This window comes from Noviluteimonas gilva (assembly GCF_009740395.1).
In the GTDB taxonomy this organism is placed as follows: domain Bacteria; phylum Pseudomonadota; class Gammaproteobacteria; order Xanthomonadales; family Xanthomonadaceae; genus Noviluteimonas; species Noviluteimonas gilva.
The window spans coordinates 684,134-697,362 of record NZ_WOXT01000002.1; the positions used below are offsets into that span (position 1 = coordinate 684,134).

The 13,229-nt window shown below is 66.8% G+C and carries 10 protein-coding genes and 1 pseudogene; 4 read left to right on the plus strand and 7 right to left on the minus strand.

Going from position 1 to position 13,229, the window contains the following annotated elements:
- Positions 1–4: 4 nt before the first annotated feature.
- The 7 genes and pseudogenes from GN331_RS10435 to GN331_RS10460 all read right to left on the minus strand — a co-directional run bounded on the left by GN331_RS10435 (position 5) and on the right by GN331_RS10460 (position 8,216).
- Entirely contained in the window at positions 5–970 is a 966-nt protein-coding gene (locus GN331_RS10435; RefSeq protein ID WP_197427087.1) for an amidohydrolase family protein, read from the minus strand.
- A 79-nt stretch (positions 971–1,049) separates the two neighbouring features.
- Positions 1,050–1,859 (minus strand): hypothetical protein, encoded by an 810-nt coding sequence (locus GN331_RS16565; RefSeq protein WP_197427088.1) that lies wholly within the window; start codon positions 1,857–1,859, stop codon positions 1,050–1,052.
- A gap of 140 nt (positions 1,860–1,999) precedes the next feature.
- Complete coding sequence (locus GN331_RS10440; RefSeq protein ID WP_197427089.1) at positions 2,000–3,550, minus strand: sigma-54-dependent Fis family transcriptional regulator; 1,551 nt, start codon at positions 3,548–3,550, stop codon at positions 2,000–2,002.
- A 35-nt stretch (positions 3,551–3,585) separates the two neighbouring features.
- Positions 3,586–4,653 carry an NAD(P)/FAD-dependent oxidoreductase gene (locus GN331_RS10445; RefSeq protein WP_156641919.1) on the minus strand — a complete coding sequence of 356 codons (1,068 nt, stop codon included), beginning with the start codon at positions 4,651–4,653 and terminating at the stop codon, positions 3,586–3,588.
- 91 nt (positions 4,654–4,744) lie between these two features.
- Positions 4,745–6,469: a pseudouridine synthase gene (locus tag GN331_RS10450; RefSeq protein ID WP_156641920.1), complete on the minus strand. Its 1,725-nt coding sequence runs from the start codon at positions 6,467–6,469 to the stop codon at positions 4,745–4,747.
- A 104-nt stretch (positions 6,470–6,573) separates the two neighbouring features.
- A pseudogene (gene scpB, locus GN331_RS10455) lies at positions 6,574–7,215 on the minus strand (SMC-Scp complex subunit ScpB); the annotation flags it as partial.
- Between the two features lie 5 nt (positions 7,216–7,220).
- Positions 7,221–8,216 (minus strand): segregation and condensation protein A, encoded by a 996-nt coding sequence (locus GN331_RS10460; RefSeq protein ID WP_156641921.1) that lies wholly within the window; start codon positions 8,214–8,216, stop codon positions 7,221–7,223.
- A 252-nt stretch (positions 8,217–8,468) separates the two neighbouring features.
- Between GN331_RS10460 and GN331_RS10465 the strand changes: the two genes are divergently transcribed.
- The 4 genes from GN331_RS10465 to GN331_RS10480 all read left to right on the plus strand — a co-directional run bounded on the left by GN331_RS10465 (position 8,469) and on the right by GN331_RS10480 (position 13,226).
- A complete protein-coding gene (locus GN331_RS10465) occupies positions 8,469–8,768 on the plus strand; it encodes a YciI family protein (RefSeq protein WP_156641922.1) in 300 nt (99 codons plus the stop codon).
- Entirely contained in the window at positions 8,765–9,037 is a 273-nt protein-coding gene (locus tag GN331_RS10470) for a BolA family protein (protein ID WP_331713442.1), read from the plus strand. Before GN331_RS10465 ends, GN331_RS10470 begins: the two co-directional genes overlap by 4 nt.
- 102 nt (positions 9,038–9,139) lie before the next feature.
- Positions 9,140–10,171, plus strand: coding sequence for a LacI family DNA-binding transcriptional regulator (locus tag GN331_RS10475; RefSeq protein WP_156641923.1), 1,032 nt, complete (start codon positions 9,140–9,142; stop codon positions 10,169–10,171).
- Between the two features lie 70 nt (positions 10,172–10,241).
- The gene (locus tag GN331_RS10480; protein ID WP_156641924.1) at positions 10,242–13,226 is read left to right on the plus strand and encodes a TonB-dependent receptor; all 2,985 of its coding nucleotides are present in this window, start codon (positions 10,242–10,244) and stop codon (positions 13,224–13,226) included.
- Positions 13,227–13,229: the final 3 nt, after the last annotated feature.

The window sequence follows — 13,229 nt, forward strand, 5'->3', positions numbered from 1 at the left end:
TGAGTCACGCCGCCGCGGCCTTGCGCTTTGCGAAGCGCGGGAACAACGCTTCTGCATTCCCACGTTCGATCGCATGCTGCATCGCATCGTCGAGTACCGGGCTTCCATCGAGCGCGGTGTTTTCGTACTCGACCACCATCTCCGGCACCATCGGCCAATCGCTGCCGTAGAGAATGTGACCGGGACGCGCGATGGTCGTCACTGCGGCGAGCGTCGACGGCGCGGTGGACAGCGCGGTGTCGAAGTACAACTGGTCGATGTAGGACCCGACGTCCTTCGGCGCGTGTTCGCCGTAACCCATGCGCCGGCTCAGTTCCATGCGCATCGGCAGGAAGGGGATCGTGCCGCCCGCGTGCGAGACGATGTACTTGATGTTCGGGTAGCGCTCCATCGTGCCGCTGTAGATCAGGTTGGCGACGGCGCGCGAGGTGTCGAGCACGAATTCGACGATGCCCCACGGGATCGTCAGTTGCGGCACGATCGCGCCGGGTACGACGGTGCTCGGATGGATGTGCACCGTGGCCTTGCGGCGGTCGAGTTCCTGGAAGAACTCTTCGAACTCGGGGCTGCCCGGGTACTGGTTGCCGAAGCTCGACATGATCTGCACGCCGTCGAGTTTCAACACATCGAGCGCGTACTCGAGTTCCTGCAGCGCGCCCTGCGTGTCGGGCAGCGGCATGGCGGCGAAGGCGCCGAACGTGGACGGGTCGTCCTGCACGATGCGCGCCATGAATTCGTTGGCGTGCCGCGACCAATGCACCGCGGCCGAGCGATCGCCCCAGTAGGTGCCGGGCACCACGGAGCCGACGACCTGCGCGATGCCGTTGCGCGCCATCGTTTCGCGTGCGAGGTCGAGGTTCCATTCGGGGATCTTCGGGCCGCCGGTCCACGCCGCGCCCTGTTTGGCCAGGTAGGCGACGAACTCGGGCGGAAGGAAGTGGTGGTGGACGTCGATGCGTTGCTTGTTCATGGCATTGGTCTCTTGATGTCTCCCTCCCCTGCGAAGGCAGGGGAGGGTCGGGGTGGGGTTGCGTCGGGTGGCGCCTTTGTCACCAATCAAATGCGACGCCGAGCGTCGGGCCTTCGAAATCCAGATCCGCGATGTGCCGGTCGTTGCCGAAGTCGTAATCCAGGCGGCGATAGGTGACGAACACTTCGCCCCAATGCATCGCGTAGCCCAGGCCCGCGCTTGCATTCCAGGTGAGATCGCTCGCGCCGGTGCCGGCGTCGACGTACCAGGGCACGAACCATTGCTTGCGCTCGCCGAAATACACGCGGCCCTTCGCGCCGACGATGCCGTCCCAGCTCGAATGGCCGACTTCGCTCGATCCACTGCGCAGCGTGCCGACGACATCGCTGTTGAAATCCCAGTCGAGTTTCACCGTCGCATCGAGCAAGCGGCCGCCGGCGAACACATCGATGTTCGCGTTGTCGCGTTCCAGCGCGCGATAGGTGCCGGCGACGGTGAGCGCGAAGGCTTCGATGTCGAGCGATGCGTTCGCATACGTGCCCGGCGGCAAGGGCACGCGGCCGGCGAGGACGCTGCGGGTCCCGTTGACGTGTTGACCGAGGTCCATCGCGACCAGATCGCCGAATGCACCCCAGCGGCCTTTGCGGAATTCGAACGTCGCCATGCCGGCGGCGTCGGTGTGCGAGATCAGTTCGTCGGCGCTGACGTACAACGCGCGTTCGGCGCCGCTCGGCAGTTGTGCATTGCCGCCGACTTTCGGCACGAAGGCGTACAGGCTGGTGCGGAATTTCCAGTCGTCGGAGGGATCGTCGAAGCGGTCCTGCGCGAATGCGGCCGACGGCAGCAACAACGCAGCGGCCAGGACGGCGAGGGAATGGGGGCGGGGCACGTCGGGCACTCCAGATGGGATGCCGTCTTCAACGCACGCGCCGTGCCAACGCGTAAGTGATTGATGCGACGAGGATCGTGCGAGTTGAGTCGCCCGCCGTGGTGGCTGGGAATCGCCAACTGGCGATCCATCGCCAACGCTCAGGCCAGGCCGTGCTTCTCGATGCGCGAGCGCAATTGCGCGCGGGTGATGCCTAGCAGGCGCGCGGCTTCGGACTTGTTGCGGCCCGCGCGTTCGAGCGCGTCTTCGATCATCTGGCGCTCGGCATCGCCCAGCGATTGCGGCGCGGCGATGCGGACGATGGGCATCGCGGGTTTCGCCGCGGCGATGCCGATCGGCAAGTGGTCGGCCGTCAGCATGCCGCCTTCGCTGAGGATCACCGCGCGCTCGATCGCGTTGCGCAACTCGCGCACGTTGCCGGGCCAGGCGTAGCCGGTGAGCGCGGCGATCGCATCATCGCTCACGCCCGCGGCCGGGCGGCCGATGTTCTGGCCGACTTCATGCAGGAAGGCTTCAACGAGCAACGGAATGTCTTCGCGTCGTTCGCGCAAGGGCGGCAGTGCGATGTCGAACACCGCGAGGCGGTAATAGAGGTCTTCGCGGAACGTGCCGTTGGCGATGGCGGCGGGCAGGTCGCGATGCGTTGCAGCAAGCACGCGCACATCGGCGCGCAACGTGCGCGTGCCACCGAGGCGTTGATATTCGCGTTCCTGCAAAACGCGCAGGAACTTCGCCTGCACGGTCGGGCTCATTTCGGCGACTTCATCGAGGAACAGCACGCCGCCCGCGGCCTGTTCGAGCTTGCCCGGATGCGCGGCCTGCGCGCCGGTGAAGGCGCCGCGGTCGTGACCGAACAGTTCCGACTCCAGCAATTGTTCCGGCAGCGCAGCGCAATTGAGCGCGACGAACGGGCCCTTGCGCCGCATCGATCCGCGATGGATGAAACGCGCGACCACTTCCTTGCCAGTGCCCGATTCACCGGAGAGCAACACCGTCGTATCGGTCGGTGCGACCTTCGTGGCGAGTTCGAGCACTTCGCGCCATCGACGTGAGCGCCCCAGCGTGCGATGTGCGCTGCGTGCGTCGAGTTCTTCGGCGAGTGCTTGCACGCGGCGTTCGAGTTGCGAAGCGTGCTCGCGTGCGGCGGCACTGCGGCGCGTTTCGTCGGCGAGCGTGTTCGCCAGTCCTTCGTGCGCCAATGCGAGCGAGGCGAGTTCCGCGATCACGAGCAGCACTTCGCCGTGCGCCTGCGTGAATCGCCCGGGCGTGCGCGAAACGAGCAGCACCGATCCGAGGCGACGATCGCGATGTTGCAAGGGTGCGCGCAGGATCGCGCGATAGCCTCTTTCGAGCGCGAGGCGATCGAGCGGGTACGACAGGTCGAGTTGCGATTGCGCGTCCTCGATGACGACCAAGAAGCGGTCTTCGTCGGGCCAGAACGCGGGCGAATAGCCGGCGCGCGGGAAGACGATGCCTTCGAGTTGTTTCGCTTCGACTTCGCCGGCCGCCGCGACCGCGCGCACCGTGCCATCGGATTCGAGCTTGACGATGCCCATCGCGTCGAAGGGCACGAGTGCGCGACACGCTTCCGCGACGGCGTCCCACACCGCGCGCACTTCCAGCGAGTCGGCGATCGCGCGTGCGATCGCGCCTAGCGCGGAGTGCAGGTCCGAGGGCGCCTGGTCGGCCATGGGCCGGATCATACGCCCGCGTTTTTCCAAACGGATCAGCCGAAATACACCCGCTCCGCCGCCCAGCGCACAGGCGGCGCGGAGAGCAGCAGGTCGAAGGGCCAGTCGAAGGGCATGCGGTCGTAGGCCCAACGCAAGGCGCGCTTGGTGCGGAAGCGCGGGGCGGCGTCGATCGCAACGCTCTCGGGCGCAGGCCCGCCCTGTCGCAAGTGCGCGGCGACGGCGCGGCCGACGGTCCACGCGTGTTCCCACGATGCATGGATGCCGCCGGCGGTCACGGGCGAAACGATGCCGGCGGCGTCGCCGGTGAGGATCGCGCCATCGCGTGCGAGCGGCCACACCGGGCCGCTGCACGGGATCAGGCCCGCGCGCGTGGGGCCTGGCGTCAATCGCAAGGGAAGACCGCCGGCCTGGCCGACGCGCAACAGGAAGGTATCGAGATCGGGCACGCGCACGTGGGCCGGATCGTGTCGCAATGCCAGGCCCGCTTGCACGCCGCCGGGGTTTTGCGCGATCCAACCGATGTAACCGGGCGCGTGGCGCTTGCTGATGAAGCAATGCAATGCATCGGGATCGGCGAGGCGCGCGTGCGGGAATTCGTATTCGATGCCGTAGAGAAAGCCGCGCACGCGACCAAGCCCGCAGCGATCGGCGACGCGCGAACGCGCACCATCTGCGCCGACGAGGTAGCGTGCGCGACCAACGCCATCGACATGCCAATGATCGCCCACGCGCTTCGCATCGCGGAACGCCGTGCCCAGTCGCAGGTCGACGCCGTGCGCGCGCAGTTGTTCGGCAAGCCACCGCATGACACCGGGCGTATCGGTGGTGAGGAAGTAGCTGCCCGGCGCGGCGAGGGCGACCTGTTTGAGATTCGGCGCGTAGAGCTGCACGCGTTCGACGCGACGCGTGAGATGCGCAGGCAACTCGCCGAGCAAGGTGCGCTCGGCGGCCTCCTTCACGATGATGCCGGTCGTGCGCAGTTTGTCGCCGGGATCGCGCTTGCGTTCGAGCACGCACACGCGCAAGCCCGATTGCGCGGCCGCGAGTGCGCAGGCCGCGCCGGCGAAACTCGCGCCGACAACGATTAGGTCATGGTCCATGCGCGCATTGTTTGCGCGCGGTGCGAAGCCACGACGAAACGAATGTGAAGCGAAAACGAAGAAGGGCGCCGAAGCGCCCCTCTTGCATCACTCAACCGCCGCTGTGCCGACCGCCGCCAGGGCGACCACCACCGCGCGGACCACCGGGTCGCGGACCGCCGGGGCGCGGGCCACCGGGACGCTGACCGCCGGGGCGAGCACCGCCCGGACGCGGACCGCCGGGGCGGGCGCCACCGGGGCGAGGACCACCGGGACCACCCGGACGCGGACCGCCCGGACCACCGGGACGCGGCGCGCGCGGCTTGTCGCCGTACGGATTGAAGCTGCCCGGATTGGCGTGATCCGACGGGAACGACGGCGCATTGCCCGGATGACCGTAGGGACGCGCGCCACCGCCGCCGCTACGCGCCGGACGGTTGCCATCGCGGTCGCCGAACGGACGCGCCGGACCACCGGGGCCGCGATTGCCGTCGCGATCACCGAACGGACGCGGCTGACCGCCGCCACGGTTCGCATTCTGGCCGCCGAACTTGTTGCCGCCGCCAGCGGGGCGACCGGCGCCGCCCGGCTTCGGGCCGTAAGGCTTGCGCGGACCACGCGCGCCATCGGGATTCTTGTGACCGGTCGGGCCGGTGTCGACACCTTCGGGCACATACCAAGTGCGGAACGCGGCAGGATTGCCCGCATCGCGCTGTTCACCCGGACGCATCTTCTGGCCTTGCTGGCGCGGGCCCTTCGGCTTGAACGCCTTGTTGCCGGCGTTCGCCGCGGCTTCGCCGCTCACGGTCAGACCGCCATGCGGCTTCTTGCCACCGCGACCCCCGCGACGATCTTCGCGCACGTGGTCGAAGCGACGCAGTTCGCGGCCTTCGTCGGCGGTGTTGTGACCGCTGACGTAACCCGCCGTGCGCGCGCCGCCAAAATGCAGCGTCGACTTCGCCGCCTTGCGCTGGCCGATCACCGGCATCAGCGTGAGCGATGCGGTGCCGTCGTCCAGGCCGAGCTTGGCGCGCAGCGTGGCGACCTTGTCGGGCGCCAGTTCCTGCGATTGGCTGCGCAGCAAGGGCTGCGGCAGCGACACGTCGCCGTAACGAATGCGCTTCAGGCGCGAGACCTGGCAACCCTGCGATTCCCACAGGCGGCGGACTTCGCGATTGCGGCCTTCCTTCAGCAGCACGCGATACCAATCGTGCGACTGGTCTTCGCCGCCGGTGATCTTCGTGATTTCGTCGAACTTCGCCGGGCCGTCTTCCAGCGCGACGCCGCGACGCAGGCGATCGACGAGCTTGTCCGACACTTCCTCTTCGCCTTCCGGCGGACGCACGCGGCACACGTACTCGCGTTCGATCTCGTAGGAGGGATGCATCATCGCGTTGGCCAGCTCGCCGTCGGTGGTGAGCAGCAGTAGGCCGGTGGTGTTGATGTCCAGGCGGCCGATCGCGATCCAGCGCGCGCCCTTGAGCGAGGGCAGCGATTCGAAGATCGTCGGGCGGCCTTCGGGATCTTCGCGCGTGGTGACTTCGCCTTCGGGCTTGTTGTAGATCAGCACGCGCGCCGGTTCGGTCAGCGCGGTCGCGACGAACGTGCGTCCGTCGATTTCGATCTTGTCGCCGCCGGTGATGCTCATGCCCACCTGGGCGATGGCGCCGTTGACCTTCACCAGGCCATCGGCGATGCGCTGTTCGAGCGCGCGGCGGGAGCCGAGGCCGGCCTGCGCGAGGACCTTGTGCAGGCGTTCCTCGATGCGCGGGGCGTCGACGGGTTGTTCGGGTGCGCCGCGCTTGAGGGACAGCTTGCGGCGTTCTTGATCACTCATTGTGTCTGCTCCGACGAGGCCATCTCGGCGTCGTCATCTTCGGTGACGTCCGCGGTGTCTTCTTCAGTTTCCGCTTCGTCGTGGGGGACAGGGGCTTCCGGTTCGGAATCGTCCTGTTGGGGGGCTTCGTCGTGCGTCGTGTCTTCGGCGGCGACGGGTTCTTGCATCGCGGCCTGCGGGCCGGCTTCGGGTTCGAACTGGAACTGCGGTTCGAGCTCGCCGATGTCCTTGAGTTCGGACAGCGGCGGGAGTTCGTCGAGGCGCTTGAGGCCGAAGTAATCCAGGAATCCCTTCGTCGTGCCGAACAACGCCGGCTTGCCCGGGACGTCGCGATGGCCGACGACGCGGATCCACTCGCGTTCTTCGAGCGCCTTGATGATGTTGCTGCTCACGGCCACGCCGCGCACCTGTTCGATCTCGCCGCGCGTGATCGGCTGGCGATAGGCGATGAGCGCGAGGGTTTCGAGCGTGGCGCGCGTGTACTTGACCTGGCGTTCGGTCCACAGGCGCGCAACCCACGGATGCACGTCGGCCTTGACCTGGAAGCGGAAGCCCGAGGCCAGTTCGACGAGTTCGACGCCGCGGTCGGCGCAGCCTTCGCGCAGTTGTTCGAGCGCGTGTTCGACGGCGTCGTCGGGCGCCGGATCGTCCAGCGAGAACAGGCCCTTGAGCTGCGCGAGCGGCAGCGGCTGGGTCGCCGCCATGAGCGCGGCTTCGACGATGCGGGTGATGAGGCTCTGGTCCATTGGGGTCATGCGTTGGAATCGTTCGCGGCGGCGGGTTCGTCGTCGAACTCGCTCGTCAGGTGGAGGGCTTCGGGTGCGCCTTCGCCAACGGCGAGGGATTTGACGTAGATCGGGGCGAGGGTGCGGGCCGGCGTGCCGACGTGCGCATCGCTCGGCCGGCTGTTGTCGGTGTATTCCTGCACGATCTCGACCAGCTGTTCCTTCGCCAGGGTGAGCAGCGCGAGGAAGGTGACGACCACCCCGAGCTTGCCTTCCTGCACCGTGAACAACGACTCGAAGCGGTGGAACTGGCCGTCGTGCATGCGCTCGAGCAACTCGCCCATGCGTTGGCGCACGCTGAGGGCGTCGCGCTTGATCGCATGCTGCGTGAACAGCTCGGCGCGCTTGAGCACGTCGCCCAGCGCCAGCAGCATTTCGCGCAGGTCCACTTCCGGTGGCTGCTTCACCGACGCGCGGTCCGGCACGAAGGCGGCCACCGGCGTGGTGTCGCGGTCCTGGCGGGGCAGGGCGTCGAGGTCTTCGGCAGCCTGCTTGAAACGTTCGTACTCCTGCAGGCGGCGCACGAGGTCGGCGCGCGGATCGTCCTCCAGGCCTTCTTCGCTCGGCGGGCGCGGCAGGAGCATGCGCGACTTGATCTCGGCGAGGATCGCGGCCATCACCAGATATTCGGCGGCGAGCTCGAAGCGCATCTCGTGCATCGCCTGGATGTAGTCGACGTACTGGCGCGTGATTTCGGCGACCGGGATGTCGAGGATGTCCAGGTTCTGGCGGCGGATCAGGTACAGCAGCAGGTCCAGCGGACCTTCGAACGCATCGAGGATGACTTCGAGCGCGTCGGGCGGGATGTACAGGTCCTGCGGGATCTGCAGGACCGGCTGGCCGAGCACCATCGCCAGCGGCATTTCCTGCTGCTGCGGGTGCGTCGGGTTGTGGGTTTGCGGGTGAGCGCCGTTGGCGGGTTGGTCGCCTTCGGGCGCGGGCACGCTCGGTTCGTCGGACATGCGTTATGCGGCCCCCTCGAGGCCACCGGGTCGAGCAATGCAGCGCGTACGGCGGGGCCGTGCGCAGCCGCGGATCTCAAAGTCGCTTGCGGGGGGACCCCAGTCGATTGTCAGTCGATGGTTGGTGGGGTCACGCGGGCCGCGTCGCGCGCGGTCCCGATTCACTGACCCCAAGGGTACGGGGGCGGGCGAGGGCTGTCCACCACTTACAATCGTCTTTTCATCAAACGCACCAACGGGCAGGAGCATCGGATGTGGTACGCGATCGAAGGACACGACGGCCCCGGGGTGCTCGCACGCCGCCTGGAGGCCCGCCCCGCGCACGTGGCGCGCTTGCTGGCGCTGCGGGATGAAGGGCGCCTGCTCCTCGCGGGCCCGTGCCCGGCGATCGACGCCGAAGACCCCGGTCCGGCCGGTTTCAGCGGCAGCATCGTGGTGGCGGAGTTCGAATCGCTCGAAGCCGCGCGCGCCTGGGCCGACGCCGACCCTTACGTCGAAGCCGGCGTCTACCACCGCGTCGACGTCCGCCCCTTCAAGCCGACGCTGCCGTGAACCGAGTCGAACGCATCCGCGCGCTGCTCGACGCCGCGCTGTCGCCGCAATCGCTTGAAGTCGTCGACGACAGCGCGCGCCACGCGGGCCATGCCGGCGCGCGCGACGGGCGCGGGCATTTCAATGTCGACATCGTGAGCGAGGCCTTCGCGGGTCTGGCGCCGCTGGCGCGTCATCGCAAGGTGTATGCGGCGCTCGGCGACATGATGGAGACCGACATCCATGCGCTGTCGATTCGCGCGCGGGCGCCGGGGGAAGTCGAGGGCTGAGTTTCTGCTGCATTGCAGCACGAACCTCAACCTTTACATTGTGTTTACAGTCCTTTGTGAAAACGTTTACATTCCGGCCACGGACGAAGCAGTGGGGCGGCAATGGGAGACGTTGTCACGATTCGCGACGTAGCACGACTGGCCCAGGTTTCGGTGGCCACCGTCTCGCGCGCGCTCAACGGCCAGCAGAACGTGGCCAGCACCGTTCGCGAACGCGTCCTCGACGCCGCGCGCGAACTCAAGTACGTCCCGCACCACGCCGCGCGCAGCCTCAGCAGCCGGCGCACGCGCACGATCGGCGTGGTCCTGCCGGACCTGCACGGTGAGTTCTTCTCCGAGCTGATGCGTGGCATCGACGTCGTCGCGCGCGAACACGACCTGCATCTGCTCGTGTCCAGCTACCACGGCCATCCCGACGAACAGGGCACCGCGCTGCGTGCGATGCGCGGGCGCGTGGATGGATTGCTCGTGCTTTCGCCCTTCGTCGACAGCCAGGCATTGGCGAGCGAACTCGGGCAATCGCAACCGGCGGTGCTGATCAACTCGCACCTCACCGGCGTCGGACTGGGCACGCTGCGCATCGACAACTACGGCGGCGCACGCGCGATGGTCGCGCACCTGGTCGACAACGGTTTCCGCCGCATTGCGTTCGTCACCGGCCCGACGGACAACTTCGACGCCGACGAACGCCTGCGCGGTTACACCGACGCACTCGCGCAATTGCTGCCCGATGCGCAACCGATCGTGTTGCAGGGCGCGTTCGACGAATCCTCCGGCCATGCCGCGGGACACGAGGTCCTGAAGATGGATCCGCGCCCCGACGCGGTGTTCGCCGCCAACGACATGACCGCGCTCGGCGTGCTGTTCGCCTTCCACCAGGCGGGCCTGACCGTGCCCGACGACATCGCGGTCGCGGGCTTCGACGACATTCCGCTCGCGCGCTACGTGCATCCCTCGCTGACGACGATCTCCGTCGACATCGCCGAACTCGGTGGTCGCGCGCTGCGCACGCTGCTGGCCGGCCGCGAAAACCCGACACCGCCCGCGCAGGACGCGACGCTCATCGCGCCGCACCTGGTCGCGCGGCAATCCACCCAACGCCGCGGCGCCGCGCATCGCCGCGACAGTTCCTGAGATTGCGCTCCCCCAACGTGTCGCCCTGTTCCGATCCTTCGAACCAACGCATCACCGGGAGAGAACCCCAATGAAGTCTCGCAACCTCCATCGCCCCACGCCCCGACTGCTCGCATGCGCGCTCGCCGCGGCGCTCGCCGTCGGCGCGCCTGCGGTGTATGCGCAGAGCACGTCCGCCACGCTGCGCGGCCAAGCCGTCGCCTCCGCGCCGGTCACCGCGACCAACACGAAGACGGGCCTGGTGCGCACGGTGCAAGCCGACGCCACCGGCAAGTACACGCTCGCAGGCCTGCCGCCGGGCACGTACACCGTGACGTCGCAGGGCGGCACCACGCGCACGGTGACACTGTCCGTCGCGCAGAATGCGTACCTCAACGTGGACACCGCCGCGCCTACGGGTCCGACGCAACTGGAAGCGGTCGAAATCGTCGGCGCACCGTTGCCGGAAGTGCGCACGTCGGAAGTCGCGACGAACGTTTCGACACAGCAGATCGAAGCGTTGCCGCAGGCCAGCCGCAACTTCCTCGGCTTCGCCGACACCGTGCCGGGCATGATCTTCGACCAGCGCGCAGACGGCTCGACGAGCCTGCGCAGCGGCGCGCAGAACTCCAACGGCACGAACGTCTTCATCGACGGCGTCGGCCAGAAGAACTACGTGCTCAAGGGCGGCATCAGCGGGCAGGACTCCTCGCAGGGCAATCCGTTCCCGCAGTTGGCCATCGGTGAGTACAAGGTCATCACGTCGAACTACAAGGCCGAGTACGACCAGATCAGCAGCGCGGCCGTCACTGCGGTGACCAAGTCGGGCACGAATGACTTCGGCGGATCGGTGTTCTTCGACCGCACGTCCGACCATTGGCGGACGATGACGCCGCTCGACGAGCGCGCGGGCTTCGAAGCGAACACGGCGACGAGCCAGTACGGCTTTTCCGTTGGCGGACCGATTCTCCAGGACCGCCTGTTCTACTTCTTCACCTACGAAGGCAAGGACATCAACGCGCCGAAGTCGGTGACGCCCGACAACAACTACAACGGTCCACTACCGGCGGACCTGCTTGCGCTGACCGGCCCACAAAGCGTGCCATTCAACGAAGACTTGTTCTTCGGCAAGATCACGTGGCAGCCGACCGGCGACAACCTGATCGAGTTGTCGATGAAGCGTCGCGACGAGACCGAACTCACCGGCATCCTCGATCGCAATACGCCGCCTTACGGCACCGCCAAGGACAACGAAAGCACGCGCATGGACCTGCGCTGGCAGTACAACCAGGAAGATTGGCTCAACGACGCGCACCTGACCTTCGAGGACGACAGCTTCAGCCCGATCGCGATCACCACGGGCCCGGGCTTCAAGCTCGTGCGCGCCGACGTGCTCAATCGCACCGCGGTGTTGAACTACGGCGGCGGCCCGGACTTCCAGGACAAGGGCCAAAAGGGTTGGTCGATCCAGGACGACTTCACCTGGTTCGGCATCGAAGACCACACGATCAAGGCCGGCGTGAAGTTCAAGAAGGTCGACATCAACGCCTTCGAGCAGCAACCGTACAACCCGCAGTTCCAGATCGACATCGACGAGCAGAACTTCCTCGGCAACGTCACCACGGACAGCTACGTCCCATACCAGGTGCAGTTCGGCGCGCTGGTGCCCGGCACGGGTTCGCGCAACATCGAGACCAACGCCCGCCAGTTCGGCATCTACATCCAGGACGATTGGGAGGTCAACGACAAGCTGATCGTGAACATGGGTCTGCGCTGGGACTACGAAGAAAACCCGAGCTGGGAAAACTTCGTCACGCCAGTCGGTATCGCCAACGCGCTGCGCGCGTGGCCGAACCTGCACGCGCCCAATACCGACTACAACATCGAGGATTACATCAGCAACGGCAGCAACCGTTCGGCCGACAAGAACAACTGGGCGCCGCGCCTGGGCTTCTCGTACGACTTCGGTGGCGACGAGCGGCACGTATTGTTCGGCGGCGCGGGCCGCACCTACGACCGCAACCTGTGGGACTACCTGCAGTTGGAGCAGTCGAAGAACACGTTCCCTACGTACACGTTCTTCTTCGACACGCCGGCGCATCCGTGCACCGCGGGCACCAACAATTGCATCGGCGCCTTCGACCCGGCGTACTACGATCCGGCGGCGCTCGCAGCGCTCGTTGCGGCCAACCCGGCGCTGGGTGCCGAGGTCAACCTGATGAACAACGACCTGGAGACGCCGTACGCGGACCAGTTCAGTCTCGGCATGCGCAACACCTTCGGCGTGTGGGGCCAGGACTGGACCCTGTCGACGACGCTCGTGCACATGAAGAAGCATGACGACATCGTGTTCTACCTGGGCAATCGCTTCCCCGACGGCAGCTTCCGCGATCCGGCCGTACCCGGCGCAACGTGGGGCAACCAGCCGTGGGGCCAGCCGATTCCCGGCTACGGCACGCTCATCATCGCGGACAACGGTATCGAGACGCGCCTGGACCAGTTCCTGCTCTCGTTGGAAAAGCCCTGGACCAGCGATTCGCCGTGGAATCTCAACTTCGCCTACACCTATAGCGACGCGACGGAGAACCGCTTCAACGCCGCCGCGTCGGACGAGCACTACATGCTCGACTATCCGAACCTCGACACCCAGCCGTTCCAGCGCTCGGTCGGTATCCCGGAACATCGCCTGGTGATCAGCGGCTTCGGAGATCTGTTCTGGGACATGCAGCTGTCAGGCAAGCTCGTGCTCGCCAGCCCGAAGCCGAAGGATTCGACGAACTGCTTCGATGCGGCCAGCTTCAACAATTGCTTCTTCGATTCGTTCACGCCCGACGGCAACATCGGTTACAAGCAACTCGACCTGGCGCTGAAAAAGTCGGTCGATACGGGCACGAGCCTGCGCCCGTGGATCCGCGTGGACGTGCTCAACGTCTTCAACTGGCACAACTGGGTGGACTACGACACCTGGCGCGGCGCGCCCGGCGTGGCGAACCCGACCTTCGGCGACCAGAACGGCTACAACATCGACGGGAACCAGCCGCGCCAATACAAGCTCTCATTCGGCTTCGATTTCTAAGAT

What these genes read in the sequence shown, in the direction of transcription:
- GN331_RS10435 (WP_197427087.1), bottom strand. Translation starts at nt 970, where the DNA reads ATGAACAAGCAACGCATCGACGTCCACCACCACTTCCTTCCGCCCGAG.
- GN331_RS10445 (WP_156641919.1), bottom strand. Translation starts at nt 4,653, where the DNA reads ATGGACCATGACCTAATCGTTGTCGGCGCGAGTTTCGCCGGCGCGGCC.
- GN331_RS10465 (WP_156641922.1), top strand. Translation starts at nt 8,469, where the DNA reads ATGTGGTACGCGATCGAAGGACACGACGGCCCCGGGGTGCTCGCACGC.
- GN331_RS10475 (WP_156641923.1), top strand. Translation starts at nt 9,140, where the DNA reads ATGGGAGACGTTGTCACGATTCGCGACGTAGCACGACTGGCCCAGGTT.
- GN331_RS10450 (WP_156641920.1), bottom strand. Translation starts at nt 6,469, where the DNA reads ATGAGTGATCAAGAACGCCGCAAGCTGTCCCTCAAGCGCGGCGCACCC.
- GN331_RS10480 (WP_156641924.1), top strand. Translation starts at nt 10,242, where the DNA reads ATGAAGTCTCGCAACCTCCATCGCCCCACGCCCCGACTGCTCGCATGC.
- GN331_RS10440 (WP_197427089.1), bottom strand. Translation starts at nt 3,550, where the DNA reads ATGGCCGACCAGGCGCCCTCGGACCTGCACTCCGCGCTAGGCGCGATC.
- GN331_RS10460 (WP_156641921.1), bottom strand. Translation starts at nt 8,216, where the DNA reads ATGTCCGACGAACCGAGCGTGCCCGCGCCCGAAGGCGACCAACCCGCC.